General features: G+C 72.1%; 24 protein-coding genes and 3 pseudogenes. 11 read left to right on the top strand and 16 right to left on the bottom strand.

What is annotated here, in order from left to right; genetic code table 11:
- Positions 1-388: 388 nt before the first annotated feature.
- On the bottom strand, positions 389-676 hold the full coding sequence (locus IPG72_04400) for a hypothetical protein (GenBank protein MBK6768260.1): 288 nt from the start codon (positions 674-676) through the stop codon (positions 389-391).
- A 395-nt stretch (positions 677-1,071) separates the two neighbouring features.
- Positions 1,072-1,713: pseudogene (locus IPG72_04395) on the bottom strand (formate dehydrogenase subunit alpha).
- A gap of 25 nt (positions 1,714-1,738) precedes the next feature.
- Between IPG72_04395 and IPG72_04390 the strand changes: the two are divergent.
- Together IPG72_04390 and IPG72_04385 are read left to right on the top strand one after the other, a co-directional pair.
- The gene (locus IPG72_04390; GenBank protein ID MBK6768259.1) at positions 1,739-2,041 is read left to right on the top strand and encodes a hypothetical protein; all 303 of its coding nucleotides are present in this window, start codon (positions 1,739-1,741) and stop codon (positions 2,039-2,041) included.
- 180 nt (positions 2,042-2,221) lie between these two features.
- A complete protein-coding gene (locus tag IPG72_04385; protein ID MBK6768258.1) occupies positions 2,222-2,749 on the top strand; it encodes a hypothetical protein in 528 nt (175 codons plus the stop codon).
- Here the strand turns inward: IPG72_04385 and IPG72_04380 are convergent.
- The 4 genes and pseudogenes from IPG72_04380 to IPG72_04365 all read right to left on the bottom strand — a co-directional run bounded on the left by IPG72_04380 (position 2,680) and on the right by IPG72_04365 (position 5,646).
- The gene (locus IPG72_04380) at positions 2,680-3,780 is read right to left on the bottom strand and encodes a (2Fe-2S)-binding protein (protein ID MBK6768257.1); all 1,101 of its coding nucleotides are present in this window, start codon (positions 3,778-3,780) and stop codon (positions 2,680-2,682) included. The two genes, IPG72_04385 and IPG72_04380, sit on opposite strands and share 70 nt — an antisense overlap.
- Positions 3,781-3,956: 176 nt before the next feature.
- Positions 3,957-4,727: an SLBB domain-containing protein gene (locus IPG72_04375; GenBank protein MBK6768256.1), complete on the bottom strand. Its 771-nt coding sequence runs from the start codon at positions 4,725-4,727 to the stop codon at positions 3,957-3,959.
- 40 nt (positions 4,728-4,767) lie between these two features.
- Positions 4,768-5,256 (bottom strand): annotated as a pseudogene (locus IPG72_04370) (NADH-quinone oxidoreductase subunit E).
- A 90-nt stretch (positions 5,257-5,346) separates the two neighbouring features.
- Positions 5,347-5,646: pseudogene (locus IPG72_04365) on the bottom strand (NAD(P)H-dependent oxidoreductase subunit E).
- Between the two features lie 98 nt (positions 5,647-5,744).
- On the opposite strand from IPG72_04365, the gene IPG72_04360 reads away from it, so the two are divergent.
- Entirely contained in the window at positions 5,745-6,035 is a 291-nt protein-coding gene (locus IPG72_04360) for a type II toxin-antitoxin system RelE/ParE family toxin (protein ID MBK6768255.1), read from the top strand.
- A gap of 9 nt (positions 6,036-6,044) precedes the next feature.
- Positions 6,045-6,338, top strand: coding sequence for a putative addiction module antidote protein (locus IPG72_04355; protein MBK6768254.1), 294 nt, complete (start codon positions 6,045-6,047; stop codon positions 6,336-6,338).
- Between the two features lie 77 nt (positions 6,339-6,415).
- Here the strand turns inward: IPG72_04355 and IPG72_04350 are convergent, their stop codons facing one another.
- Together IPG72_04350 and IPG72_04345 are read right to left on the bottom strand one after the other, a co-directional pair.
- The gene (locus IPG72_04350) at positions 6,416-6,895 is read right to left on the bottom strand and encodes a hypothetical protein (GenBank protein ID MBK6768253.1); all 480 of its coding nucleotides are present in this window, start codon (positions 6,893-6,895) and stop codon (positions 6,416-6,418) included.
- Positions 6,896-7,268: 373 nt separating this feature from the next.
- On the bottom strand, positions 7,269-9,776 hold the full coding sequence (locus IPG72_04345) for a hypothetical protein (GenBank protein MBK6768252.1): 2,508 nt from the start codon (positions 9,774-9,776) through the stop codon (positions 7,269-7,271).
- A gap of 144 nt (positions 9,777-9,920) precedes the next feature.
- On the opposite strand from IPG72_04345, the gene IPG72_04340 reads away from it, so the two are divergent.
- Both IPG72_04340 and IPG72_04335 read left to right on the top strand, forming a co-directional pair.
- The gene (locus IPG72_04340) at positions 9,921-10,160 is read left to right on the top strand and encodes a hypothetical protein (GenBank protein ID MBK6768251.1); all 240 of its coding nucleotides are present in this window, start codon (positions 9,921-9,923) and stop codon (positions 10,158-10,160) included.
- Positions 10,148-10,591: a PIN domain-containing protein gene (locus tag IPG72_04335; GenBank protein ID MBK6768250.1), complete on the top strand. Its 444-nt coding sequence runs from the start codon at positions 10,148-10,150 to the stop codon at positions 10,589-10,591. Before IPG72_04340 ends, IPG72_04335 begins: the two co-directional genes overlap by 13 nt.
- Here IPG72_04335 and fdhD read toward each other — a convergent pair.
- Positions 10,572-11,432, bottom strand: coding sequence for a formate dehydrogenase accessory sulfurtransferase FdhD (fdhD, locus tag IPG72_04330; protein MBK6768249.1), 861 nt, complete (start codon positions 11,430-11,432; stop codon positions 10,572-10,574). The genes IPG72_04335 and fdhD overlap by 20 nt on opposite strands.
- Before the next feature lie 81 nt (positions 11,433-11,513).
- On the opposite strand from fdhD, the gene IPG72_04325 reads away from it, so the two are divergent.
- The 3 genes from IPG72_04325 to IPG72_04315 all read left to right on the top strand — a co-directional run bounded on the left by IPG72_04325 (position 11,514) and on the right by IPG72_04315 (position 13,825).
- Positions 11,514-12,068: an aminoacyl-tRNA deacylase gene (locus tag IPG72_04325; protein ID MBK6768248.1), complete on the top strand. Its 555-nt coding sequence runs from the start codon at positions 11,514-11,516 to the stop codon at positions 12,066-12,068.
- Between the two features lie 236 nt (positions 12,069-12,304).
- A complete protein-coding gene (gene aroF / locus IPG72_04320) occupies positions 12,305-13,330 on the top strand; it encodes a 3-deoxy-7-phosphoheptulonate synthase (protein MBK6768247.1) in 1,026 nt (341 codons plus the stop codon).
- Between the two features lie 18 nt (positions 13,331-13,348).
- Complete coding sequence (locus IPG72_04315; protein MBK6768246.1) at positions 13,349-13,825, top strand: acyl-CoA thioesterase; 477 nt, start codon at positions 13,349-13,351, stop codon at positions 13,823-13,825.
- A gap of 113 nt (positions 13,826-13,938) precedes the next feature.
- Here IPG72_04315 and IPG72_04310 read toward each other — a convergent pair whose 3' ends face one another.
- From IPG72_04310 to IPG72_04280, 7 genes are all read right to left on the bottom strand, one after another.
- Positions 13,939-15,780 carry an AMP-binding protein gene (locus IPG72_04310; GenBank protein ID MBK6768245.1) on the bottom strand — a complete coding sequence of 614 codons (1,842 nt, stop codon included), beginning with the start codon at positions 15,778-15,780 and terminating at the stop codon, positions 13,939-13,941.
- Positions 15,777-16,943 (bottom strand): o-succinylbenzoate synthase, encoded by a 1,167-nt coding sequence (locus IPG72_04305; protein ID MBK6768244.1) that lies wholly within the window; start codon positions 16,941-16,943, stop codon positions 15,777-15,779. The genes IPG72_04310 and IPG72_04305 overlap by 4 nt, the downstream gene beginning before the upstream one ends.
- Before the next feature lie 55 nt (positions 16,944-16,998).
- Entirely contained in the window at positions 16,999-17,955 is a 957-nt protein-coding gene (locus tag IPG72_04300) for a 1,4-dihydroxy-2-naphthoate polyprenyltransferase (protein ID MBK6768243.1), read from the bottom strand.
- Positions 17,956-18,040: 85 nt separating this feature from the next.
- Positions 18,041-18,850 carry a 1,4-dihydroxy-2-naphthoyl-CoA synthase gene (gene menB / locus IPG72_04295; protein ID MBK6768242.1) on the bottom strand — a complete coding sequence of 270 codons (810 nt, stop codon included), beginning with the start codon at positions 18,848-18,850 and terminating at the stop codon, positions 18,041-18,043.
- Positions 18,851-18,918: 68 nt separating this feature from the next.
- A complete protein-coding gene (locus IPG72_04290) occupies positions 18,919-19,836 on the bottom strand; it encodes an alpha/beta fold hydrolase (protein ID MBK6768241.1) in 918 nt (305 codons plus the stop codon).
- Positions 19,788-21,854, bottom strand: a complete 2,067-nt coding sequence (menD, locus tag IPG72_04285; GenBank protein MBK6768240.1) for a 2-succinyl-5-enolpyruvyl-6-hydroxy-3-cyclohexene-1-carboxylic-acid synthase — start codon at positions 21,852-21,854, stop codon at positions 19,788-19,790. Before menD ends, IPG72_04290 begins: the two co-directional genes overlap by 49 nt.
- Positions 21,851-23,449 (bottom strand): chorismate-binding protein, encoded by a 1,599-nt coding sequence (locus tag IPG72_04280; GenBank protein MBK6768239.1) that lies wholly within the window; start codon positions 23,447-23,449, stop codon positions 21,851-21,853. Before IPG72_04280 ends, menD begins: the two co-directional genes overlap by 4 nt.
- Before the next feature lie 79 nt (positions 23,450-23,528).
- Between IPG72_04280 and IPG72_04275 the strand changes: the two genes are divergently transcribed.
- Positions 23,529-23,969, top strand: coding sequence for a hypothetical protein (locus IPG72_04275; GenBank protein ID MBK6768238.1), 441 nt, complete (start codon positions 23,529-23,531; stop codon positions 23,967-23,969).
- A complete protein-coding gene (locus IPG72_04270) occupies positions 23,912-25,681 on the top strand; it encodes a hypothetical protein (GenBank protein MBK6768237.1) in 1,770 nt (589 codons plus the stop codon). Before IPG72_04275 ends, IPG72_04270 begins: the two co-directional genes overlap by 58 nt.
- Positions 25,682-25,735 lie beyond the last annotated feature (54 nt).

The raw sequence follows: 25,735 nt of genomic DNA, 5'->3' as shown, positions 1-25,735 counted from the left end.
GCGCGCGGCGGGGCCGAGTCCCTGCAGGTTGTCAACACAGTGCGCGAGGACAGCGAGGGCCCCCCTGCGTCTGGCTGAGGTCCCAAATAGACCCCGGCATGCAGTGGCCCCCGCCCCCCCCCCCGGGCCCCCCGCCCGGGCCCCCCCCCCCCCCCCCCCCCGCCCCCGCGCCCCCCGGCCCCCCCCCCGCGGGGGCCCCCGCCCCCCGGCCCCCCCCCCCCGCGCGGGCCCCCCCCCGGCCCCCGGGCGGGCCGCCCCGGGGCCCGGGGGCCCGGGGCCCCGCGGGGGCCCCCCCCGCCCCCCCCGGGGGGCCCGGCCCCCGCGGCCCGGGGCGGGGGCGGCGGCGGGCGGGGCCGGCCCCGGCGGGCCGGGCCCGCCGCGCCCACGCCTACCCCCCACGCGCCGCGCGAGCCCTCGCCGCCCGGGGGGGGGGGGGGGGCGGTGGGCGGGGCCCACGCAGCCGCCCGACGTCGGCGGCCGTATCGCTGACGGCAGCGCCGATGTCGACGGCTGCGCTGTCGTCGCCGGCGGCAGTGTCGGGCGGGGCCACGGCAGCCTGATCACCGTCCGTCGTCTGCGGCAGGGCGGCGCCGGGCATCCGGTCGGCCTGCTCGGTGCAGCCGGCGATGGCCAGCGCCGCGACCAAGGATAGAAGAGCAGCGAACACGCGGAACATCGTGCGGTTCTCCTTGTGGTGCTCCGATGACGAGCATTCCGGGTCGATACACGTCCCGGCCGCGCGATGTTCCGTCGCGAGGGCACCACCTCTGAATTCCGCCGCCCGACGTGTCGACATCGACCGCCTTGCCGGCCATCACGCACGCGCGCGTTCCTCTGGGGGCCCCCCCCGCGCGGCCCCGCCCCCCCCCCCCCCCCCGCCCCCATTCCCCCCCCGGAGGGGGGGGTTGTCGGCGGCACCCCCGCCATCGCCGCCTCGTCCACCTCCCCCGGTCCCGGCCCGTCCACCGCGTAGTAGCTTCCCCGGAACAACAACCGCCCATCCGCCTTCGTCGCCGACGACGACGGCGACGCGTGACCGTTTGCCGCCACCACGACCTTGCTCACCTCCGCCGCACAAACCTTGTACTCCGCCGTCCCCGTCACCGCATCCCCGACGTCGTTCGTCAGCAGGTTCGCCCGCGCCTCGGCGAAGTGGAACGGCATCCAGATGCACCCCCGCCGTACCTGCCGGCTCAGCAGCGCCCGGCACTCGATGTGCCCGCGACGCGTCGACACCGTCACCATGTCGCCGTCGACGATCCCGCGCCGGCCCGCGTCCTTGGGGTGTAGCTCGATGTAGGCCTCGGGCTGCTTGTGATGAGCGCCCTGCTCGCGCCGGGTCTGGGTGGCCGAGTTGTAGTGGTAGAGCGTGCGGCCGGTGGACAGGAGGAGCGGATAGTCCGTGTCCTCGGCCTCGGCCGACGGGCGGAAGCTCACCGCCGTGAAGAGCCCCCGCCCGCGGAGCAGCTTGCCGCCCTCGTGCAGGAACTTCGTACCGGGATGGTCCGGCGTCGGGCACGGCCACTGGAGGCCGCCGTCCTCGGCGATGCGTTCGTGGCTGATCCCCGCGAAGCGCGGCACGTCGCGCGCCAGCTCGGCGTAGATCTCGGCGGCCGAGTTGTAGTTCCAATCCGCCCCGCATGCCCGCGCCAGCTCGACGAGGATCTCCCAGTCCGCACGCGCCTCGCCCGGCGGCTCGACGCCCTTGCGCACGAGCTGGACGCGGCGCTCGGAGTTCGTGAAGACGCCGTCCTTCTCGGCGAAGCACGCCGCTGGGAAGATGACGTCGGCGAAGCGGGCGGTCTCGTTCAGGAAGATGTCCTGGAGAACGAGGAAATCGACCTTGTTCAGGCCCTCTTCGAGCAGGCTGACGTTGGGCTCGGACAACACGATGTCCTCGCCCATGATGAAGAAGCCCTTCAGCTGCTTGCCGGCCACCTTCATCATCTCGTTCAGGTTCAGGCCGCGCGTGCGGGAGAGCGGCACGCCCCAGATGTCCTCGTATTTCGCCACGACCGCCTCGTCGTCGGCGCGCTGGTAGCCCGGGAAGTAGACCGGCGTCGCGCCCGCGTCGTTGGCGCCCTGGACGTTGTTTTGACCGCGCAGCGGGTTCATCCCCATCGACTCCGAGCCGAGGTGGCCGGTCATGAGGACGAGGTTGGCGAGCGCGTACACGTTGTCCGTGCCGTGGCTGTGCTCGGTGATGCCGAGCGTGTAGTAGATGCCCGCCTTCTTCGTCGTGGCGTACTCGCGCGCTGTGGCGCGGATGTCCTCGGCCGGGATGCCGGTCACGATCTCGGCTTGCTCGGGCGTGAAGTCCTTGACCGCCGCCACGACCGCCTCGAAGTTCTCCGTGCTCTCGGCGATGAACGCCTCGTCGCACAGTTCCTCGGTGACGATGACGTTGGCCATCGCGTTCAGCAGCCAGACGTCCGTGCCCGGCCGCAGCTTCAGGTGCCGCTCGGCGATGGACGCCATCCAGATCGAGCGCGGATCCGCCACGACGAGCTTGGCGCCGCGGCGCACGGCGCGCTTCATCTCCATCGCGATGATCGGATGCGCCTCAGAAGTGTTGCTGCCGATGACGAACAGGAAGTCCGCGTCGCGAATCTCGCCGATGGAGTTCGTCATCGCGCCCGCACCGAACGTTGTGACCAGACCGGCCACGGTGGGGGCGTGTCAGGTGGCCGCACATTGGTGGATGTTGTTCGTTTGGAACACCGCCCGCGAGAGCTTCTGGACGAGGTAGTTCTCCTCCATCGTGCAGCGCGACGACGAGACGAACGCCAGCGCGTCCGCGCCGTGCGTCGCGGCGACGCCCATCAGCCCCTCGGCAGCGCGCCGGATCGCCTCCGCCCACGATGCGGGCTGCAGCGTCCCGTCTTCCGCGCGCACGAGCGGCGTCGTCAGCCGGTCCTCGTGGTCGATGAAGTCGTAGGCGAACCGCCCCTTCACGCACAGGTTGCCGTCGTTCGTCGTCGTGCCGGGCGGCGGGCTGGAGATCTTGACGACCTGCCCGCGCCCGCCGTTGCCTTCGGGATCGACGTTCAGGTCCATCTGGCAGCCGACGCCGCAGTAGTTGCACGTCGTGCGCACCTTGACGAGGTCGCGCTCGGGCTTGGCGCGCGTGAGGAGCGGGATCTTCTCGGCCATCGCCCCCGTCGGGCAGGTGTCGATGCAGCCGCCGCACATCTCGCACGTGCTGTCCAACAGCGAGATCTGGTCGACGGTCGTGATGGTGGTGTGGCTGCCGCGCCCGGAGAGCGTGATCGCCGTGACGCCCTCGACCTCGTCGCAGTAGCGCGTGCAGCGGGCGCAGGCGATGCACTTGGTGGCATCGAAGAGGATGTACGGGTTCTCGTCCAGCGGCCGGCCCTCGCGGACGGGCTCGAGCCGCGGCCAGTCGCGCGGCGCGCCGTAGCGCTCGGCCAGCTGGTAGACCTCGCTCGGCGCGCCGAGCTCGCTGCCGACGAAGCCTTGCGGGTGATCGGCCAAGTAGAGCGCCATCAGGCTCTGCCGGTGGCGCGCGATCCGCTCGTTGTCCGTCGTGATGACCATGCCCGCGGCGGCCGGCGTGGCGCACGACGGGGCCATGCGCCGCCAGCCCTCGATCTCGACCAAGCATGTGCGGCAGGCACCGGCGGGGTCGAGGCGCGGGTCGTGGCAGAGCGTCGGGATGACGCGGCCGGCGCGGGCGGCGACTTCGAGGACGGTTTCGCCGGGGGTGAAGGGGATGGGGTGGCCGTCGACGGTTAGGGTTGGGTTCGGGTCCGGGTCCATCGGGCGCTCCAGACGGGCTTGAGAGGAGTCATTTTAGTCAGAAGTGGCGAATGAGGAACAACGTCGCACGGAGTCGTTGGGGATACAGCAGCCGGCGGCCTGAGGCCCTCACCCCCCGACCCCCTCCCCCAAGTTTGGGGGAGGGGGTCGGGGGGTGAGGATTGGGGTGCGACGACTTATGGGGTGGACGCGTCGCTTGCGGTCTTGAACGCCTCCGGGAACCACCTGAGCGCCGTCGTCAGCGGCAACGACGCCGCCTGCCCGAGGCCACAGATCGACCCCTCGTTCATCTGCCACGCCACCTCGGCGACGTGCGCGAGGGCATCGGCGCCCACAGGCGCTCGCGTGGCATCGAGATACCGATCCAGGCTCTCGCGCTGGAAGCGGGTGCCGATCCGGCACGGGGCGCATTGGCCGCAGCTCTCGGCCTCGAAGAAGCGAAGCTGGTGCGCAACTGCCCAAGGGATGTTAACAGTGTCGTTCAGGACGACGACGCCGGCCGAGCCGAGCATCGAGCCCTCGTCGGCCAACGTCCGGAAGTCCAGGGCGATGTCGCGCTTGGAGGCCGGGAGGAAGCCGGAGCTGGCGCCGCCGGGGGAGAACGCGAGGAGGTTGCCGACGTAGCCGCCTGCAGCGGCCGCGAGCTCGTCGAGCGTGATCCCGATCGGCATTTCGTACACGCCCGGATGATTCACGTGGCCGCTCACGCAGTACAGCTTCGTGCCGGGGGCCGTCCGGCCGAGCGCCTTGAACCACGCCCCGCCGCGCCGGACGATCCCGGGCACGCACGCGATCGTCTCGACGTTGTGGACGAGCGTCGGCTTGCCGAACAGCCCGACCTCGACCGGGAACGGCGGCCGGAGCCGCGGCATCCCGCGCTTGCCCTCCAGTGCCTCGATGAGCGCCGTCTCCTCGCCGCAGATGTAGGCGCCCTGGCCGGCGTGCATGTGGAAGTCCAGCCCGTCCAGCAGGCCGGCTGACTTGAAACCGTTCGATGGCGTCTTCGACGACGCGCCACGGGATCTCCCACTCGCCGCGCAGGTACAGGTAGACGGCCGTGGCTCCGACGGCCCGCGCGGCGATCGCGAGGCCCTCGATGACGAGGTCCGGCCGGCGCAGGAGCACCTCGCGGTCCTTGAACGTCCCCGGCTCGCCCTCGTCGGCGTTCAGCACGACGTAGCGGACGGTCTCGGGTTGGCCGATCACGCCCTTCCACTTGATGTGCGCCGGGAACCCGGCCCCGCCGCGGCCCTGCAGCCCTGCCGCTTCGAGCTCAGCGACGAGGCCGCCCGGCCCGATTTCGGCCGCGCGCGCAAGCGCCGCGCCCGACCAGTCGGGCTCGGCCATCAGGTTCATCGCCAGCGACTCCGGATCGGCGTCGAGGGGTCCGATCGTGCCCATCCACAGGTCGCCCGGCGCCTGGGCCGAGAACAGCGCCGTGAAGTCGCCGCCGGCTGCCGCGATCTCGGCGGACATCACCGCCGGCAGCACACGCCGGCCGCGCAGGATGGCCGCGGGTTTGTCGCACGCCGCGAGGCACTGGCAGCCCTCCGCGCGCAGGCCGCTCGCGCGCGCCGCCTCGAGCAGCGCGTCGGCTCCGGCGAGTTGGCACGATAGCCCTTGGCAGACGCGCACGTCGACGTCCGGCTCGGCCAGGAGGTGGAAGAAGCTGCCGACGCCGTATACATCGGCTTCCGGCACGCCCGTCCGGCGGGCGACCTCGCGCGAGACGCCGGGGCGCAGGCCGCCGAGGCGGTGGAGCTCGTCGGGGACGCGGGCGCGGTCTTGGGGGGTGGGCATGGGTTGGGCTCCGGGCGGGGGAACGAGCAATGGGCCGAGCAAACGTACGCGGATCGGGGCTATCATGGCTTGGCGAGCCACTAGCCGCAAGCGCGTTCGCTATCGCGCGATGGGATGCCGCAAGTCGCTTGCAGTATTGTATCCCACAAGATACAATGCATCCCGTGATCGAGGTTCGCCAGACCGACGCGTTCGCTCACTGGTTCGAGGCCCTGCGAGATCGCCAAGCGCGGGCGCGAATCGACGTCCGCATTCGCCGACTGTCTCTCGGCAACCCGGGCGATGTCAAGGCGGTCGGTGAAGGCGTTTCCGAGCTTCGCATCGATCACGGACCTGGATATCGGGTCTACTTCATCGCGCGCGACAATACAGTGGTCATCCTGCTGGCAGGCGGAGACAAGCGGTCACAGCGTCGGGACATCGAGCTGGCCATAGCGTTGGCGCGTGAGCTCTAGGAGGTAGTTATGTCAAAGACCCAGACCCGGCCTTGGGACGCCGCAGACCACTTGGAGAGCCCCGACGACATGGCTGCCTACCTTGAAGCCGCGCTCGAGAACGGTGACGCTGCCGTCATTGCGGCCGCGCTGGGTGACATTGCCCGAGCAAAGGGGCTCGCCCAGATCGCGCGCGACACGGGCCTGGGACGCGAAAGCCTCTACAAGGCCTTGTCGCCCACCGGTAATCCCGAGTTCGCCACGATGCTGAAGGTGATCAGGGCGTTGGGGTTGCAGTTGCATGCCGCGAAGGCAGAAGTGTAGGGTTGGAAATTCCGACGGTGCTGCGCGTCGCAGCACAACGGAACGCACGGACTGGAGACAGAGTTTTCACTCCGACTTCACTGGGCTCCGGAAGCGCCCGTATCCGTCAAGAGCACATCCAGGTCGTCGCCCCGCCGTGTGCTCAACCCCAATGAGCGGCTATACGCGATAGAGCGCGGGTAGAGAATCTGCAATCCTGGAAGATCAAGGCGCTTCTTCCAGAGATCATTGGCCTCACCTGTGCGACCCTGAAGTAAGTAGGCCGCTCCCATACGTATCACGCCGGGAGCACCACTCATCGGAATCGCTTTGCTCTCGAATAGATCCGTAAGGCCAATCGGGGACATGCATTGATCAAGGAACGGACGGAAATACAATTCAAATTGCGTAAGCAATACTTCAAGTAGCGCGACTAGCGATTCACGGTCATACATCACCATTTCGCGCTGATGTCGAATCGTACCTAGATTAGTGGCGTTAGTGCCATACGTCCATTCCTTGTTCATGGGTGCATAGCCGGGATCATCGCCCGCGATTTTCGCGGCCAGCTCGTTCACGCTACCCAGGCGAATCCTGACACGTGGCAAGATATGCGCCAGTGCTCCTGGCGCAAAATTCGGACTCATCTGAAATACAAACTCCAGTTCTTGGAAAGCATCTCCAAATTGCCGTACATACTTTAAACTCCTGGGTCGGCGCAGAAAATTGCACTCGGAGAGAGTATCGTCCCACCGTTGCGACAATTCTTCAATTATCATGTCATTGACATATCGACGATTTGGACGCATAGCACACGCCCTCCTTTCCACCTTGTTGCCGTTCTCTGACAGCCCTTGCGACAATGATGGAGGACGCCGTTGCTACCGCACGCACCTCACTGCGGCCTCTCACCCCCTCCTTGATGGCGCGAAGCCAGCTCCACCTCCATCCTCACCGCCACCCCACTGGTAAATACACCCGCGCCACAACCGCAATCGCCGTCCCCGTCGCCCGCGCCGTCCCCGGCCCCGCCGTCGGCGATCCCGCGCCGGCCGTCGGACCACCCGGCGTCCGCGGATCGACAGTCGGCCGATCGGGCGTCCTCGTCGGCGTCGCCGTATTCGCATCGGCCAACGTCGGCGTCCCCGTCGCCCGCCCCTCCACCCACGGATCCCACGCCCCCAACCCCGCCACGCTGTCACACGCCGCCTGGCTCACCGGCACCCCCCACATCGCAAAGAACGGGCACAGGTTGCGGTTCACCTGCCGGCTGAATCGCACCATCCACTGATCCCGCTTCTCGTCGTCGTTCTTCGGCCGCTCGGCGTCCGGCAGCGCGCGGTACTCGGCGAAGACGCGCATGTACGCCTGCCAGCCGAACGCCTGCTCGAGCTGGATGTACATGGACAGCGCCAGGAACGGATCGCCCTTCCAGTCGTCGAACTTCCGGCCGGCGCGGTCGTACGCCTCCCACGTGGCACGGATCGCATCCGGCTTGAGGCGCGCCATATTGCCCGGCCCGCCCTCGTGCGACGGCATCCCGAGGACGTGGTCGTACGTGAAGACCGTGAAGAGGTTGGTCGTCACCTCGCCCGTGCCCTCGAACGTCCAGTCGCCCTGTTGGTGGTTGTGACCCAGCTCGTGGAAGTGGCCCCACGAGCCGCCCTTGCGCAGCGCCGCCTCGTCGACGACGAAGTCCTTCACGTCGTTGAACGTCATGATCGGGTAGCCGGCGTGCATGTAGCCGTAGCCGATCTGGCGGTCGGCGACGAAGCGCTCCGGGTAGTCGCGGGCCCGCGGGCGCGCTGCGAGGTCGGCTTGGGCGTCGAGGACCTCGTCCCAGAGGCGCAGGACGGGCTCCGGGTCGTCGAGGTTGCGGATGGCGGACGACGGCACGGTGAGGAACAGCTTGTCCGTGCCGAGCTCGGCGTACGGCGCCTTCAGCGACCGCAGCCGGTCACGCCACTCGGCCGTCGTCGTCTCGCCGAGGCGGAAGTACGGCGCTTCGACCGCGCCGGCGACGGTCACTTGGACCGTCCCCGCCAGGATCGACACGTCGTCCGGCACCTCGATGTACACCGGGCCGCCGAACGCGTTGGCGGCGAGGACCGTCGTCGCGGTCAACGGCGAGCGGCTCCAGATCGAAGGCACGCGCGTCCAATCGTCCATGTGCCAGTTCTCGTCCGTGAACCCGCCGATGCGAATCGCCAGGCCCAGGTCGACGACGGCTTGCGTCAGCGACACCGTCAGCCGCTCGCCCGGCGGCGCGTACAGACCCGTCGAATGCCAGCGCGTCTGGCGCGTGTCGACGTCGATCTCGCGCGTGACGCGCGGCGCCTCGATCGGCACGTCGCCCGGGAACTCGGTGCCCGCGGGGTGGAACGGCACCGCGTCGGGCGCAACGAACCGCAGGTCCTCGACCTGCAGCGTGAGGCCGATGCGCTGGAGCGGGTCCTTGTAGAGCGACACCGGATCGGCTTCCGTCGGGATGATCGGGCCGAGGTCGGCCGTCATCAGCCGCAAGGCAGGCAGCAGCTTGGGCTCGCTCCGCGGCAGCGTCCGGATCAGGCGCGTGAGGACGTGGACCGCTTGGGCGATCTGCCGGTCCTCGAGCGCCCCGCGCTCGCCCCGCAGCGCCGCGAGCGCTTCGTCGCCCTGCGTCAGGCCGATCTCCGTGATCCCGGTCGCGAAGCCCGCCGGATTGCCCGACGTCCGGTCGAGGTAGCCGTCGCTCCAGACGATGCCGGCCTCCGCCAGCAGCTGGTTGCCGGCGTGCTGGCGGATGTCGACGTTCGGGTTCAGCTGCATCCAGCCCCACCCCAGGCTCTCGGCCACGAGCCCACCGCCGGTCTTCACCCAGTTGGCGATGATGTCTCGCTCCGCCTTCCCCTGGCGCCACGCGCCCCATACCAGCACGTTCGCCCCGCGCAGCGCCGTCGCCAGATCGCTGCCGTCCGAGACGACGACCGTCGCGCCCTGCCGCGCCAGCCACGCTCGGAAGCCTTCGTGCCCCCCGACGTCGACGACCTTCAGGCTTGCCAGCGCCAGGCGCCCGCCGGCCGTCCAGTTCAGCGCGTTCGTCATGAACCGCCCGCTCTGCGTCTCGCTCGACTCCAGCGTCCCTTCGCTGAAGAACGCGCCGTGCCCGAACGCCACCACGCGGCCCTTCTCCCACCGGCCGGCGGAGACGACGGCCATCCGGCGTTCACCCTCCGCGCCGAGGACGACCGGGAAGGCTTCGCCGAACGGGATCACGGGGCCGGGGATCGAGCCGGGGCTGGACTGGACGAACTGGACGCCGGAGAGGAGGAAGCCGCGGTCGGCGGCGACGGTGTCGGCGGCGGAGGCGGGAGTGGACGGACGGACCGACCTCGCGGTGAGCACGGCCAACGCGCACACGAGAGTGAGTGCAGCGGATCGGGCGGCCGTCCGTCGGGGGAGAGGCGGGGGAAGTGCCATGGTTGTCGGCTCCTGAAAAGCTGGGGAGGGGTTTAGGTTGCCACTCCACCCCGCCGCGCGCAAAGTGAGCGTCGGGGCGCGCTTGCTCCAAGGCGGTTGGGATGCTATCTTGCCGACTCATATGGTGCGAGATACGGAGGTGAGATGATGCGCACTACGGTTACGATCGATGACGCCGACATGAGGTTCATGCTGCGGGAGACGCGGCTGAAGTCGCAGCCGGCGGTGATTCGCGCCGCGGTCCAGGCGTTCGTGCGCCAGTTGAAACTGAAGCGAGTGCTGGCGCTGGAGGGGTCGATGATCGTCGACGAGGAGGCGATTGCCGATCAGAACCGCGTCGACCTGGAGGACGCGGAACGCACGGCCGCACTATGGGACGAGTAAACGGGACCGGACAAGACCACTCGGCGAGTCGCATCGTCGTCGACACGTCCGCCTGGATCAGCTACCTGCGGCGTCCCGGCTCTGCGACCGCCAAAGAGATCGCGAGCCTCCTCCGCAGCGAGGCCATCATCCTCGTCGGACCGGCCATCGCCGAGTTGCTCGTGGGCGCACGGTCCGTGCGCGAGGTCGAAGACCTGCACGTGTTGATCGACTTCGTCGGGATCGCCCCCGACAACCCGACGGACTGGGTGCGCGCAGGAACGACGGCAATGCGTCTCCGCCGGCGCGGCATCACGGTGCCGTTGCTCGACGTGCTCGTCGCCACGATGGCCCGCCGACTCGGCGCGCCCGTCCTCACACACGACCGCCACTTCGAGCACTTCGAGATCCCGGTCATCGTTCGCCCACTCGTCACGGATACGAGTTTGTGACGCGCCCCACCCCCGCATACACGTTCGCCCGCTCCCCCCGCACGAACCCGACGAGCGTGATCCCGAACGCCTCCGCCGTCTCGACCGCCAAGCTGCTCGGCGCCCCGACCGCCGCCATCACCGGCACCCCCGCCACCGCGCACTTCTGCACGAGCTCGTAGCTCGCCCGCCCGCTGACGAGCACGATGTGCCCGGCCAGCGGCACCATCCCCTCCGTGAGCGCCCAGCCGACGAGCTTGTCCAGCGCGTTGTGCCGCCCGACGTCTTCGCGCACCGCCAGCAGCGTGCCGGCCGCATCGAACAGACCGGCGGCGTGCAGCCCGCCCGTCGCATCGAACGTGCCCTGTGCCGCACGCAATCGATCCGGCAGCGCGTACAGCAACGCCGGGGGGATGTGCATCACCGGCGGGTCATCGACGATGCGCGCGACGCCCCGCATCGTCAGCTGCTCGAGCCCCGCCTTGCCGCACACCCCGCATGCGCTCGTCGTCGTGAAGTGGCGCTCCAGCGGCGCCATGTCGACGACGACGTCGTCCTGCAGCGTCACGGTCAGGACGTTGCCGAGTTGCTCGGCCGTGATGTCGGGGTCGAGGCAGTGGGCGATGTGCACGACGTCGCCGGCCGCGCGGATGATCCCCTCCGCGAACAGGAAGCCGAGAGCGAGCTCGGCGTCGGCGCCGGGCGTGCGCATCGTGACGGCGGCGCGCTGGAACGTAAGGGGGTCGGCGGCAGGCGCGAGGCGGATCTCGAGCGGCTCCTCGACGGCGATCTCGTCCGTGCGCGCCGTGACGGTGTCGCCGCTCAGCGTGACGACCTTACGGGGCAGCTGCGGCTGCGGGATCGGGCGCGGCACGGCGAACCTCGGTGCGGTTTGCGAGAGACCAGCGGGGTGACGATGATAGCATCCGCCCAGGAGCGGACGATGCCGACCCCCAAGAGCCTCGCCATGCGCCGCCTCGACGCCGCGCGCGTCCCGTACGACGTCCTCGCGTACCCGACCGAGATCCGCGACGCCGCCGAGGTCGCCGCGCATCTCGGCGTCCCGCCTTCGCAGGTGTACAAGACGCTCGTCGTCCAGCGCGCGGCGGGCAGGCCGCTCCTCGTCCTGCTCGCCGCCGATCGACAAGTCGATCTGAAGGGGCTTGCCGCTGCGCTCGGCGAGAAGAAGCTCCAACTGGCCGCACACCGCGATGCCGAGCGGCTCACCGGCCTGCAGGTCGGCGGGATCAGCGCGCTGGCGGTCCGCGACGGCGCATTCGACGTCGTCGTCGACAGCGCGGCGGGCGCGCTCGACGGCATCTGCGTCAGCGCGGGACAGCGCGGCCTGAACGTGCGCGTCGCGGTCGATGCGCTGGTGCGGCTGACGGGGGCGCGCTTCGTCGACGCGGCGGCGTCGGGCGAGTCAACGTCGGCCGAGCCGACGTCGACCGAAACATCGTCGATCGGGACGGGTGGCGCGCGTCCGAACGATTCCTGAAAGATCGTTTGCACGCTACCTTGCATCACACTATAGTTGGTCGCGACTTGCCCTGCCTTTCCGCAGCGCGGAATCCACCGCCCAAGGCGAGGCGCCCGAGGAGCGTCCCGGTGAACGAACTCCACCCGGCCCTGCAGCCACCCGGCGCGCGATCGAACGGCGACCCCCGACCGGGCGACCCGCGGCACATCGGCGCACCAGCGCCGGTCGAGCCGCGAGGCGTCGCCGTGGCCGTCGTGGCGCCCGAGGCCACCGAGCGCGACGTGCGGCGGTTGGTCGAACACGTGCGTGCGGCCGGCGTCGAGGCGTCCGTGTACGACGTCGGGCCGGGCGTCATCCTCCTGTCGGACGTCAGCGTCGGCCAGATCGACGCGATCATCGGGCACGACCGCGCCGTCGAGCGGGTGTTCCTGCCGGACACGCCCTACCGCCTGGCGCGGCGCGAGGTGCAGCGCTCGGGCACCATCGTCCACATCGGCGGCGTGCCGTTCGGCGGCGACTCCTTCGGGATCATCGCCGGACCGTGCGCCGTCGAGGGGGCCGAGGCGATCCTGCAGGCGGCGCGGGCGTGCGCGGCCAATGGGGCGGTCGTGCTGCGCGGCGGCGCGTTCAAGCCGCGCTCGAGCCCTTACCGCTTCCAGGGCCACGGCGTGATCGCGCTGGAGTGGCTGGCGGCGGCGCGCGAGGCCACCGGCCTGCCCGTCGTTAGCGAGTGCCTGGCGGTCGACATGATCGAGACGATGTACCCGTACGTCGACGCGTTCCAGGTCGGCGCGCGGAACATGCAGAACTTCGACCTCCTGCGCGCGCTGTCCGACATCGACAAGCCGATCGTCCTGAAGCGCGGCTTCGCGGCCACGGTCGAGGAGTGGCTGCTGGCCGCCGAATACCTGTTGGCGGGCGGCAACGACCAGGTGATCCTCGTCGAGCGCGGCATCCGCACGTTCAACGACGGCACCCGTTTCACGCTCGATCTGGCGTCCATGGCCCTCGCCAAGCGCGAGACCCACCTGCCCGTCATCGTCGACCCATCCCACGCCACGGGCGAGCCGGCGCTCATCGCGCCGATGACGTTCGCCGCGCTCGCGGCCGGGGCGGACGGCGTGATGATCGAGGTCCACCCTGCCCCGCACACGGCGCTGTCCGACGGCGACCAGGCCATCCGCCCGCACGAGCTCGGCGAACTGACGAGCCGACTCGGCCCGATCGCAGCCGCCGTCGGCCGCGTGCTGACGATGCACCCCGTCGGCGAGCGGCGCTAGACCGCCGGCCCGCCGTCGATGCCGTACGAAACCGCTTCGCCGTTCGCCTACCGCACCCGCGTCGCGTTCCACCAAGCCGACCCGGCCGGCGTGCTGTTCTTCGGCCGCTACGCCGAGCTCTGGCAAGAGGCGTACGAGGCGTTCATCGCCGACCTCGGCATCGACTACGCCGACTGGTTCGGCCAGACGAAGCGCTCCACGCCCATCCGCCGCGTCGAGGTCGACCACCTCGCCCCGATCTTCGCCGGCGAAGTGGTCCGCGTGCGCGTGTCGGTCGCCCGCGTCGGCACGACGAGCTTCACGCTGGCGATGACGGCGTGCGGCGTCGGTGCGAACTCGAGCGCAGCCACGGTCCCGGACAGCGGCGACGATGTCCGGGCGCGAGCCTTGATCACGTTCGTCTACACGGCCGCGGCCGCCGACGGCCGGTTCGCGCCCACGGCGCTGCCCGACGACGTCCGGTCGATGCTCATGCGGGCCGCCAGCGAACCCTGATCGTTCCGCCGGACACCACAACCGCCGCGTAGGGGCACGGCATGCCGTGCCCAGCGGGCCGTACGCCTCGCGCAACCCCCGCCTCAGATTCACCGTATGATCCCGCCGGCCCGTCAGCCCGACGGCGCCCGCACAAGGAGACCGCCCCCGTGACCACCATCCGACGGATCGACGTCCTTTCCAGCGCCAAGGTGTACAGTGCCCTGATGACCGTGGTCGGCCTGATCGCGGGGGCCTTCGTCTCGCTCTTCGCGATCCTCGGCGCCAGCATGGCCGCCGGGATGGGCGACGAGCCCGGAGCCGGCCTGCTCGGCGTGATCTTCGGCATCGGCGCGATCATTGTCCTGCCGATCGTGTACGGTGTCATGGGCTTCATCGTCGGCGCCATCCAGGCGTTCGTCTACAACGTCGTCGCCAGCCGAATCGGCGGCATCCAGATCGAGCTCGGCTAGCCGCCGCACCGCCGCTCGCGCCATCTTCCCCGCCGCCGTCCGCGGCAGCGCCGCCACGGCGACCACGCGCCGCGGGCGCTTGTAGTTCGCCAACCGCCCGTCCAGCCAACCGCGGAGCGCATCGACGTCCGGCAGCGCCCGGACGTCGCCTTCGCGCGCCGGCTCGATGACCGCGACGACCACCTGCCCCCACACCGGGTCCGCCATCCCGACGACGCAGCTCGCCCCGACCGCCGGATGGCCGTCGATCACCGCCTCGACCTCCGCCGGGTCGACGCTCTCGCCGCCGGTCGTGATCCGGTCGTCCGCCCGCCCGACGACGGTCAGCCGCCCGGCGCCGTCGAGATGACCGAGGTCGCCCGTGCGCAGCCAGCCGCCCGAGAGCGCGGCTGCCGTCGCGGCCGGATCGTCCCAGTAGCCGGCGAACACCGTCGGGCCGGCCACCTCGATCTCGCCGACACCGCCGGTGCCCACCTCCATCGCGTCGCCGACACCGGCGGCGATGCGTACGCGCACGCCGTCCAGCGGCGGCGCCGCGGCCGGCTCGCCGGGCGTCCATCCCGGCGCCGTCGTGGCCACCTGGCTGGCGGCCTCCGTCAAGCCGTAGGTGAGCGCGAGGGGGAAGCCAAGCTCCACGGCGCGGGCCACCGGCGCCCCAACGAGCGGGCCGCCGCCGAGCAGCACGGTTCGCAGCGTCGACGGCGCCGTTCGTGCGCCGCCCGTTCCGCGGCGAGCGGCCCAAGCGTCGAGCACCGCGCCAAGCGACGTCGGCACGAGGGACAGGCGCGTCACACCGTGCTCCGCAATGGCGCGCGCGACGGCGTCCGCGTCGAACCGCGGCAGGACGACGACGTGCGCACCGTCCCACGCGGCGCGCAGGACGATCGCCAGACCGCCGACGTGGTGGAGCGGCAGGGCGACAAGCCAGACGTCGTCCGCGCCGTGGCCGAGGCGCGCGCGGGAGCCGACCCAGTTGGCGTGGTCGTTGCCCCACGAGAGAACGGCGCCTCTCGGCGCGCCGGTTGTACCGGACGTGAAGACGATGGCCTGCGCGCGGTCCGGGTCGTCCGGGGGCGGCCACGGCCACGCGATTGGAGCGTTCGACGTGTCGGGACGGGCGCCCGACCCCCCATCCGATGGGTCACCCCCAATTGAATCGACGGCGACGATCCCGCCCGACGCAGCGTCGACGACGGCGGCCACAGTGTCCCGTTCGTCGCCCGCATCGACGACGGCCAGCCGCGGCCGGACACGGGCGGCGGGTTCGGCGACCTCGGCGGCGGACCAGCGCGGGTTGAGCGGGACGACGACGGCGCCGACGATGCGGCAGGCATGGATGAGGACGACGGGCGCGGCGCTGTTGGCCAGGAGCGTTACCACGCGATCGCCCGGCGCAATGCCGGCGGCGGTCAGGCGGCCGGCCAGGGACTCGGCGCGAGCGGCAAGTTCGGCGGCGGTCAGCGTGCGGCCGGCGAACGTGATCGCCGGGCGGGACGGCGTCACGGCGCGTCGTCGCTCGGCGCGGAGCCGGGGTCGGTCGTCATCGGGCCGTCGCCGGCGGGCACGGTCGGGGTGAACCCGAGGCCGCCACAGGTGCCGTCGAGAATCGCCTCGCCGGCGCGGATCACGATTTCGGGTCCGAAATCGGTTTCGAGCAGCCCGCCCGTCGCCAGCCCGCACGCGCCTGGCGGCGGGTACAGCGCGGCGGCGACGGCCAGCGCGCCGTGCCGGCCAACGGCGCCGTCCAGGCTCGTCGTCACCGTGACCGCCACGCCGCGCGCCGCCGCCGCGATGGCCGCAGCCCAGGCCGCGGACGGCCCGCCGAGGAGCGATGGCTTGAGCACGACGACGTCCGCTGCCTCGGCGGCGAGGACGGCGTCGATCCCCGGCCCGTGCGGGAACAGGAGCGCCTCGTCGGCCGCGATCGGCACGTCGGCGTGGCGCCGGACGCGCGCTAGGCCGGCCACATCGGCCGCGGCGACGGGCTGCTCGACGTAGGCCAGGTCGAACGGGACGAGGCCGCGCAGGCGGTCGATCGCCTCGTCGACGCCCCAGCTGCCGTTCGCGTCACCGCGGAGTGCGATGTGCGGTCCGGCGGCCTCGCGAATCGCGGCCAGACGCCGTGCGTCGGCATCGCGATCCGGCGTCAGCTTGACCTTGAGCGTGCGGAAGCCCGCGGCGACGGCGGCCGAGGCGTGCGCGCCAGCGTCGTCGGCCGCGACGGCGTCGATCACGGCGTTCACGGCGACGCGTGGGCGGGCGGCGCGGCTGAGCCAGCGGGCAAGGGGCAGGCCGGTGCGGCGGGCAAGTAGGTCGGCGAGGGCGAGGTCGAACGCGGCGCAGGCGCACGGGAAGGCCGGCGCGCGCGGGAAGAGCCGCCTGCTGAGGGTGTGAAGCGGCGCCCAGCCGGGGGGCGTGCCGTCGATCAAGTGCGCGGCCTCGGGATCGGCGACGGCGGCGGCGAAGGTGCGGAGGGCGGCGGTAAGCGCGGCCGGGTCCTCACCGCCGTGGCCGGCCAGCGGCGCGGCCTCGCCCCAGCCGGCGGTCGCGGGGTCGTCGTCGCCGGCGACCCGCACCAGCCAGCCTCGGCGCACTGCGTGCTCCGCCGCGCCGGTGACGAACGGGCGGCGGAACGGGAGGGCGTACGGGACGATGTCGACGCGCATGCGTTGTGGCTGTAGCCTTCGTGGGGCGGATCGCGCAGGCGCGCGCCGCGGCCGATCAGCCCCCTGCAACCCACGCCCGCAGCAGCCGGTCGGCGACGAGGCCGATCGACAGGCACGCGGCGTAGGCCACTTGGAGGCGCGCGACTTGGCCGAGGACGGGATTGAGCGCCTTGCCGGCCACGCCCCCGGCCACGGCACGGCCCGGGTCGAGGGCGAACGGCACGCTGAAGAGCACGGCGATCACGGCGGGGCCGAGGCCGCCGAAGACGGCCAGGCTCACCGGGGCGGCGAACGCGCAGAAGATCAGGCTGTCGAAGTACCGCCGCGTCCGGCCGTCGCCCAGACGGACGGCCAGCGTGCGCTTGCCGACCGCGGCATCCGTCGGCGCGTCGCGCAGGTTGTTCACGGTAAGGATCGCCATCGCCAACGCACCGACGCCGACGCCGAGGACGAGGGCCTGCGGCATCGCCTGGAGTGCCTGCCAGCGCGAGAAGCGGTCCAGCGCGGCCATGACCTGGACGTAGTACGTGCCGCCGACCGCGGCGATGCCGAAGAACACGAGGACGAACAGATCGCCCAAGCCGACGTACGCCAGCGGCGCCGGCCCGGCCGTGTACGCGATGCCCGACGCGATAGCGAGGACGCCAAGAAGGGCGATCGGCCAGCCGGCGACGGCGACGAGGTAGCCGCCGGCCGCGACGGCGAGCGCGAAGGCGACGACGGCGCCGATCGCGACGGCGCGCGGCGACAGCAGGCCGGCCTGCGTGACGCGCGTCGGGCCGAGGCGCTCGGCGGTGTCGGCGCCGCGGCGGAAGTCGAGGACGTCGTTCGTCAGGTTCGTGCCGATCTGGATGAGCAGCGCGCCGGCCAGCGCGGCCAGTGCGGGCAGCGGCGCGAACGCGTGCTGGTTGTACGCCAGCGCGCTGCCGACGGCCACCGGCGCGACGGCGGCGACGAGCGTCTTGGGGCGGGCGGCGAGGAGCCAGGCGTTCAACGGCGTCGTTCGGGTCATCGCGCGCGCGCCGGCGTGGATCTCGCGGAACGGAGCCTCGATGCGCGGCAGACCGTGCGGCGTGCGCGATTCGGCGCGAATGGGCTCACGGGTAGCGCGTGAACTGGTCGAAGTCCGGCTCCCGCTTCTCCAGGAACGCCGTCTTGCCCTCGGTCCCCTCGTCCGTCATGTAGTACAGCAGTGTCGCGTCGCCGGCCAGCTGCTGGATGCCGGCCTGGCCATCGAGCGAGGCGTTGAACGAGGCCTTGAGGAGCCGCAGCGCGAGCGGGCTGAGGGCGAGCATCTCGCGGCACCACGCCACCGTCGTCGTCTCGAGCTCGGCCAGCGGGACGACGGTGTTCACGAGGCCCATGTCGAGGGCTTGCGCGGCGTCGTACTGGCGGCACAGGAACCAGATCTCGCGCGCCTTCTTCTGGCCGACGATCGCCGCCAGGTACGCCGACCCGAACCCGCCGTCGAAGCTCCCGACGCGCGGCCCCGTCTGGCCGAAGCGCGCGTTGTCGGCGGCGATCGTCAGGTCGCACACGACGTGCAGGACGTGCCCGCCGCCGATCGCGTAGCCGGCGACCATCGCCACGACGGGTTTCGGCAGGCGGCGGATGGCCATCTGGAGGTCGAGGACGTTCAGCCGCGGCACGCCGGCGGCATCCACGTAGCCCGCCTTGCCGCGCACGCGCTGGTCACCGCCAGAGCAGAACGCCTCGTCACCCGCGCCCGTCAGGATGACGACGCCGATGGACGGGTCGTTGCGGCACGTCTCGAATGCCGCCAGCATCTCGCGGACGGTCTGCGGCCGGAAGGCGTTGCGGACCTCGGGGCGGTTGATCGTCACCTTGGCGATCGCGTCGCAGCGTTCGAAGAGGATGTCCTCGAACGCCCCGGCAGGCGTCGCAATGGGCTGCCAAACAGTCGTCACCGTGTCGTCTCCCCTCCGTCGGCGGCGCCGGGTGCGCAGCCCAGATCCTATCGTATCGTGCCGGGCGACCGGGGCGAAATATCGTCGTGGGGCGGCCGATCCTCGGTCCAGCGGCGCACCAGCGTGGCCAGCGCATCGGCCGCCTCGAGCTGGACCGCATGCCCGGCGCCGGCGACGACGTGCGACCCCCCAGCGCCGATCGCCTCGACCATCGCCCGCCCGATCGCGGTGTACTTCGCGTCGAGCGCCCCGCTGACGACGAGCACCGGCATCGCCAGCTCGCCCAGCCGCTCCCACAGCGGCGTCATCGCCCCCGCCCCAGCCGCGCGCAGCGTGTGCGCGATGGCGCTTGCCCGATTGCCGAGGCGTTGCGCGCGCATCGCTTCGGCGTGGTCGGGGCCGAGGGCGTCTTGCGTCGCGAAGAGCGCGTGGCGCGCCCAGTAATCGACGAACGGCCCGATGCCGTCCGCCTCGACGGACGCCGCCAGCAATTCGTCGGCGGCCACGCGCTTGGCCCGTAGGGTGTCGTCCGCGATGCCGGGCGACGTGCTGACGAGGACGAGCGCCGCGACGCGGTCGGGATGCGCCACGGCGGCGCTGAGCGCGACGCGCCCGCCCATCGAGTAGCCGAGCCAGACGGCGCGATCGATGCCTTGTGCCTCGAGAGCGGCGCAGACGGACGCGGCCTGGGCTTCGAGGCGGTACGTGGCCGGATCGTCCGGGTCGGGCGACCGCCCGTGGCCGACGAGGTCGACGGCGTAGAGCGACGGGCCGGCGCCGCGACGATCGGCCGCCGCCCAGGCGTCTGCGAACGCGGCCCACGTCGTGCCGTCGCCGGTGAACCCGTGCAGCAGGACGATCGGCACGGCCTCGGCCGCGCCCTCGTGCAGCCGCTCGAAGTGGAGCTTCGTGCCGCTCACGGACGAACGTCGATCCCGCGCGTCGCCGCCGCCACCGCATCGCACGCGGCGCGCCAGTACGCGCGGTGGGCGGCCGTGTTCGCCGCGCGGTCGATCGGAACGACGGCGGCGCGGACCGGGGCGGGGACGGCGGCGGCGGCCCGCAGCCCGTCGGCGTCCGTCGCGACGCGGCACGGGATGCCCCAAGCGGCGCACAACGCGACGATGTCGACCCGCTGCGGCGTGGCGAAGAACGCCTCGAAGCGCGTCCGGTCGGCCGCCGCCACGCCGAGGTGCTCGAAGATCCCGCCGCCGCCGTCGTCGACAACGACGATGAACAGGTCGAGCGCGCCGTCGCCGTAGCGCGCGACGAGATCGGCCACCGCGCCGAACCCACCGCCGTCGTGCAGGAACGCCAGATCGCCCGTCACGAGCGCCGCCGGTCGGCCGGCGCCGTAGGCAGCGCCGAGCGCGCTGGACAGCGTGCCGTCGATCCCGGCGGCGCCGCGGTTGCACAGCGGGAGGATCGCTTTGGCCGTGGGCGTCGTGAACGTGTCCAGGTCGCGAACGGCCATGCTGTTGGCGACGAACCACACGGCGTCGTCGGGCAGGAGGTCGATGAGCGCCGGATAGAGCCACGCCGTTCCGCCGCGCTCGGGCGATGCCGCGTGCACCGCCCGCACGCCGGCGACGGCCGAATCGGCCGCGCGCCACCACGCGCGCCACGCGGCGCCCGCATCGCGCGGTCCCACCCGCACCGATGCACCCGCTTCGCGCTGCCTGGCCCGCGCCGCCGCCACGGCATCCGCCAATGCCGCGCACGTCGGCCCGGTCGGGCCGGCGACACGCAGCGCGATCCGCCCTGTCGGGTCGTCCCACGTGCCCTCGGGGTCGATCGCGACCTGGAACGCGTCCGCGCTCCGGCCGAGGTAGTCAGCGACGTGCTTCCATGTCACGCTGCCGCCCACGCGAACCACCAGCCCAGGCGCCGGCACGTCGACGCCGGCGTCCGGCCGCAGGAAGGCGTCGTAGCCGCACACGAGCACCGACCACCCATCGCCGGCCGACGCATCGCCGCGCTGCGCATCGCCGCCCTGCGCGTCGCCGCCCTGCGCGTCGCCGCCGGATGCCCCGTCGCGGGCCACCCCAAAGCGCAGGCCGCTCAGCGGCTCGGCGATCAGCGGGTAGCCGGCCGCCGCCGCCAACCCACGCACCGCGCGCATCGACGAACGATCCAATGCCGGCCGCCCGGCGACGATGATCCCGCGCGGTTCGGCCGCGATCCGCGCCCCCAGTTCTTCGACCACCGCCTCATCGACCGCCCACACCCCCCCCGCCACACGTGCCCCTTGGCCCCCGCCCCCCACCCCCGCGTAGGGGCGAGGCATGCCTCGCCCTTCGTCGGCGACAACGGGCGTGGTTTGCGGGAGGAGGGCGGGCACGAGGCCCGCCCCTACGTTGGCCATCGGATGGTCGCCGTTAACCAACGGTGCGCCCCCCACGCCCACCACCGGCCCCAGCGGCTCGCGCAGCGGCACGTTCACATGCACCGGCCCCCGCGGCACCCCGAGCGCCGTCGCCGCCGCCCGCGCGCCCACCGCGGCGACGGTTCGCAACGCCGCCTCCGCCGCCGATGCCTCGCCCAGCTCGTGATACCAACGCACGAACCCGCCGTACAGCTTCACCTGATCGATCGTCTGCCACGCCCCGCGGTCCCGCAGCTCGGGCGGCCGGTCAGCGGTCAACACGACGAGCGGCAGCCGGCTGTGACTGGCCTCGACGACCGCCGGCAGGTAGTTCGCCGCCGCCGTACCGCTCGTGCACACGAGCGCAACGGCCGAACCGGTCGCGGCGGCGTACCCGACGGCGAAGAAGCCGGCGGCCCGCTCGTCGAGGTGGACCGAGCACGTCAGTCCGTGGCCGTCGCGGTCGGCGACGGCCCATGCGAGCGGAGTGGAGCGCGAGCCGGGCGAGACGCAGACGTGGCGGACGCCGCCGGCGACGAGGGCGTCGATGAGCGTGGCCGCCCAAACGGCGTTCAGCTGGGCACCGCTCAGGTCAACCTCCGACGCGGGTGCCGTCACTGCCCACCCTCCCCTGCCGACGAGATGGCCGACGCGATGGCCGACGCGATGGCCGACGCGTCGCGCGGCACGTCGCCCGACGAGCTTGCCGACGCCCTCGCCCACGCCTGGAGCGGCCCGAACGCCGCCGCCAGCTTCAGCTCGATCTCGCGCGCCTCCGCGGCCGCATCGGAGCCCGCAACGAGCCCCGCCCCCGCGTAGGCCGTCGCGGCGCCCTCGCGGATCAGCAGGCCGCGGATGCCGACCGCGATGTCCCCGTCCCCCTGCCCGTCCAGCCAGCCGACACCACCGCCGTACCAGCCGCGGCCGTCGGGCTCGAGGCGCGCGATGAGGTCGAGGGCCGCCGCGCGCGGCGCCCCCGCCAGGGCGGGCGTCGGGTGGAGGCGGCGGGCGATGTCGAGCACGTCGAGCCGCGACGTCGAGCGCGCCGTGATCGGCGTCTCGAGGTGCTGCATCGTCGCCAGGCGGCGCAGGCGCGGTTCGGGCGCGACGGAGACTTCGAGGTCCGGCACCTGGGCGAGCACGCCGCGCACGGCATCGACGACGGCGGCGTGCTCGCGGCGGTCCTTGTCGGAGGCCAGCAGGGCAGCACCGAGGGCCCGGTCCTCGGCGGCCGTCGCACCACGGCGGGCCGTGCCGGCGAGCGCCATCGTCCAGAGCCGGTTCCCGCGGACGCGCACGAGGCGCTCGGGGGTCGCGCCGAGCCAAACGGCTTCGACGTCATTCGCGGGCGGCGCCACGATGTAGGTCGTGCATCCGGGTGCGGCCGCGGCGATGGCCCTCGCCAGCGCCGGCATGTCGCCGTCCGCGACGTCGCACGGGACGGTGCGCGACGTGGCGACCACGACCTTCGCGACCTCCCCGGCGTCGAGTGCGGCGAGCGCGCGGGAGAGGCGGTTGGCCAGGATTGGGTCGATGGGACGGTCGGCTGCGATGGTTCTGGCTGTGCCGGCCTTGTTGACTGTGTCGGCCGTGTTGTCCGTGTCGGCCCCGTCGGCTGCATCGAGTGCGTCGCGCTGCCGGTGGCCTGTGGCGGACGTGGGCGGCGCTGCAGGATCGTCGGCGCACGGCGACAAGGACGCGCTCGCCTCGGCGAGCTGCGTGACGTGCTCGACCCACGTCGCGAGTGTGGCACGGAGCGCCGCCTCATCCTGCACCCAGGTGAGGGCCGTGATGCGCGTCACGCCGCGCCGGACGGCGAATTGGACCTCCGGCAGACTGAACCACGTGCCCAGGAACGCGAGGTCGGTCCAGGGCCCTCCCCACGGGTCGAGCGGGTCGAAGGCGAACCCGCCGAACCATCGCGCCCGCCATCTCGCCGGCCGATGTTCGGCGTCCAGGCACGTCGGCGACAGGTCACGGACGAAACGCCGTGTGCGCTCGAACGGCGACACTCCATCCCACGTCCACGAGTCCCCGCACCCCGCCTCGGTGCCGTAACCGATGTACGTCGTCGCCTCGTCGAACGCCCGCCACGCGAAGCGCGGGCTCAAGTACGGCGGGGCGAGGCGGAACAGGTCATACGGGTTGAAGTCGCGCGCGCCGACGGGCACGGTCGTCGTCACGCACAGCGGGGTCGCAAGGGAGCGTGGCATGGGCGTATGGTACTAGAGGACGACGCACGTTACGCGTCCGGGTTGACCCGACCGCCCCCCGCCCGTACGCTGCCGGGCCATGCACGCCCCGCCCACCCCCGCCCGCGCCGCGGCCGTCGCGCGTGCCCACCGGCCCGCTTCCCGCTCCTGGCCCCCCCGCGTCGCGCTCATCGCCATCCTCCTCGTCGCCCTCGCCCTGCGCGTCTGGCGCCTTGCCGACCTGCCGCCCGGCCTCCATACGGACGAGGGGCACTACGCCGCCGACGCGATCGACATCCTGCGCGGCGCGCGGCCCGTCTTCCTGCCGGGCAACAACGGGCGCGAGCCGCTGTTCAGCTACGTCGCCGCGCTGGCGTTCGGCGGCTTCGGCATCTCGATCTTCAGCCTGCGTCTCGTCGCCGCCTTCGCGGGCGTGCTGGCGACGGCGCTGACGGCGGCCGTGGCGCGGCGGATGGTCGGCGGGTGGACTTCGCTATCGACGGCATCGACGGCATCGACGGCATCGACGAGACGAGAGTGACGCGCGCGGCATGGACGGCGGTGCTGGCGGCGGCGGGCGTCGGTTTGACGTTTTGGCCGGTGCTGCAGTCACGGGTGGGGCTGCGGCTCGTCCTCGTACCGGTCTGGGTGGCGCTGCTCGTCCTGGCGTGGGACCGGGCGATGGCGTCGTCGGCGACGAACGACCGGACCGTCGCGTCGCGCGGGCGCGGTTCGCTTTGGGCGCTGGCGACGGGCATCGTTCTCGCCGGCGCGTTCTACACGCACCTCACCGGGCGACTCCTGCCCACCATCCCGGTGGCCACCGGCTTGTGGTGGGCATGGCGCACGCGCCGTCCGGCCGTCCTCGGGCACCTCGCCCTCGCGCTGGCCGTCGCCGCCGCGCTCGCGCTGCCGCTCGCGCGCTTCCTCGTCGCTCATCCGGACCTGGCCGGCGCCCGGACCGCACAGGTCTCGGTGCTCAACCCCGAGGTGAACGAGGGCGACCTCGTCGGCACGCTCGTCGACAACGCGATGGCCCTCGCCCTTGCCCCGTTCGCCGAGGGCGACGGCAACCTGTACCACAACCTGCCGGACCGACCGATCTTCGGCGATGCGGTGTGGATGCTCGGCTGGTTCGTCGGCCTCGCGATGCTCGTCGTAGCGGCGGTGCGCGGGCACGACGGCCGGCGTCGGCGCTGGGCGGTGTTGGCGGCGGTCACGCTGGCCGTGACCGTCGCGCCGTCGTGGCTCAGCGCGCGGGCGCCGAACTTCCTGCGGTTGACGGGCACGTGGCCGATCCTGTTCGCGGTGGCGGCGATCGGCATCGAGGCGGTCGGTTGGCGAACGCGACACCGCCGCGGTGTCTATGCGACGGTTGTCGGCGCCGCGCTGGCCCTGCCGCTGTTGCTCACTTCGCGCGACTACTTCGGACGCTACGCCGCCGACGATCGCCTCCACGGCATCTTCAACGGCGCCGCCACGGAGCACGGCCGCCAGCTCGCCCGCGTGGCAGCCGAAGCGCCGACGTTCGTCACGCCCCTCCTCGACGACCAGACCGCGATCCGCGTCCTGACCGCCGACCACCCGCCGACGGCCGTCGATGCGACCCACGGACTGCTGATGCCGCCGCCCGGCCAGTCGGCGCGATACGTCTTCGACCCGCTGGAGGCCGATGCCGCCGCGTCGTTCGGTGCCCGCTGGCCGCAGGCTCGGCGGACCGTCGGCATCGACAGCCGCGGCGCGCCATCGCTGACGGTCTTCACGTTCCCCGCGGCGACCCTCGACGACATCGCCCGCGCGTGGATCGGCGACGCCACCCCGCGCACGACGTTCGGCGACTCGATCGTCCTCGTCGGCGGGCAGGGCTCGTGGTCGGGACCGAAGCCGGCCGCGCGCGATGCGTCGGCGTCGATCTCGGCCACGCTCGGGATCGAGGTGCTCCGCCCGACAGCCGTCGACCAAAACGTCTTCGTGCACGCCGTCGACGCCGCGGGCCGGACCATCGCCCAGTTCGACGGCCCGCCGCTGGACGGCCGCCCGACGACGGATCGCTGGGCGGTCGGTGCCCGCGCCATCCTCGTCGTGCCGCTGACGCCGGCCGTCGACGTCGGCGACGTGCGCGGGATATGGCCGTCGACGACGCTGCGCACGGGGTGGTACGACTGGCGGACGGGCGTGCGGCTGGCGTGCACGCCGTGCCCGGAGGACGGGACGTCGGCCCGTATCGAACGGTGGATGGGGCGCTCAGACTGACCTCGCACTGGCCGAATCCGGTCCGATTGCTGACAGCCCGGGAACCTCGCGACA

Origin of the sequence: Candidatus Avedoeria danica, from assembly GCA_016703025.1 — a bacterium.
Taxonomy (GTDB): domain Bacteria; phylum Chloroflexota; class Anaerolineae; order Epilineales; family Epilineaceae; genus Avedoeria; species Avedoeria danica.
Note: the sequence above shows the minus strand (reverse complement) of the source record. Positions and strands in the feature narration are given on the sequence as shown.

Excerpts from the sequence above, each read along its gene's own strand:
- IPG72_04400 (MBK6768260.1), bottom strand. The coding sequence starts at position 676 with ATGTTCCGCGTGTTCGCTGCTCTTCTATCCTTGGTCGCGGCGCTGGCC.
- IPG72_04385 (MBK6768258.1), top strand. The coding sequence starts at position 2,222 with ATGCCCGCCTTCTTCGTCGTGGCGTACTCGCGCGCTGTGGCGCGGATG.
- IPG72_04380 (MBK6768257.1), bottom strand. The coding sequence starts at position 3,780 with ATGGACCCGGACCCGAACCCAACCCTAACCGTCGACGGCCACCCCATC.
- IPG72_04375 (MBK6768256.1), bottom strand. The coding sequence starts at position 4,727 with ATGCACGCCGGCCAGGGCGCCTACATCTGCGGCGAGGAGACGGCGCTC.
- IPG72_04355 (MBK6768254.1), top strand. The coding sequence starts at position 6,045 with ATGTCAAAGACCCAGACCCGGCCTTGGGACGCCGCAGACCACTTGGAG.
- IPG72_04345 (MBK6768252.1), bottom strand. The coding sequence starts at position 9,776 with ATGGCACTTCCCCCGCCTCTCCCCCGACGGACGGCCGCCCGATCCGCT.
- IPG72_04340 (MBK6768251.1), top strand. The coding sequence starts at position 9,921 with ATGATGCGCACTACGGTTACGATCGATGACGCCGACATGAGGTTCATG.
- IPG72_04335 (MBK6768250.1), top strand. The coding sequence starts at position 10,148 with ATGGGACGAGTAAACGGGACCGGACAAGACCACTCGGCGAGTCGCATC.
- IPG72_04325 (MBK6768248.1), top strand. The coding sequence starts at position 11,514 with ATGCCGACCCCCAAGAGCCTCGCCATGCGCCGCCTCGACGCCGCGCGC.
- IPG72_04315 (MBK6768246.1), top strand. The coding sequence starts at position 13,349 with ATGCCGTACGAAACCGCTTCGCCGTTCGCCTACCGCACCCGCGTCGCG.
- IPG72_04305 (MBK6768244.1), bottom strand. The coding sequence starts at position 16,943 with ATGCGCGTCGACATCGTCCCGTACGCCCTCCCGTTCCGCCGCCCGTTC.
- IPG72_04300 (MBK6768243.1), bottom strand. The coding sequence starts at position 17,955 with ATGACCCGAACGACGCCGTTGAACGCCTGGCTCCTCGCCGCCCGCCCC.
- IPG72_04280 (MBK6768239.1), bottom strand. The coding sequence starts at position 23,449 with ATGCCACGCTCCCTTGCGACCCCGCTGTGCGTGACGACGACCGTGCCC.
- IPG72_04275 (MBK6768238.1), top strand. The coding sequence starts at position 23,529 with ATGCACGCCCCGCCCACCCCCGCCCGCGCCGCGGCCGTCGCGCGTGCC.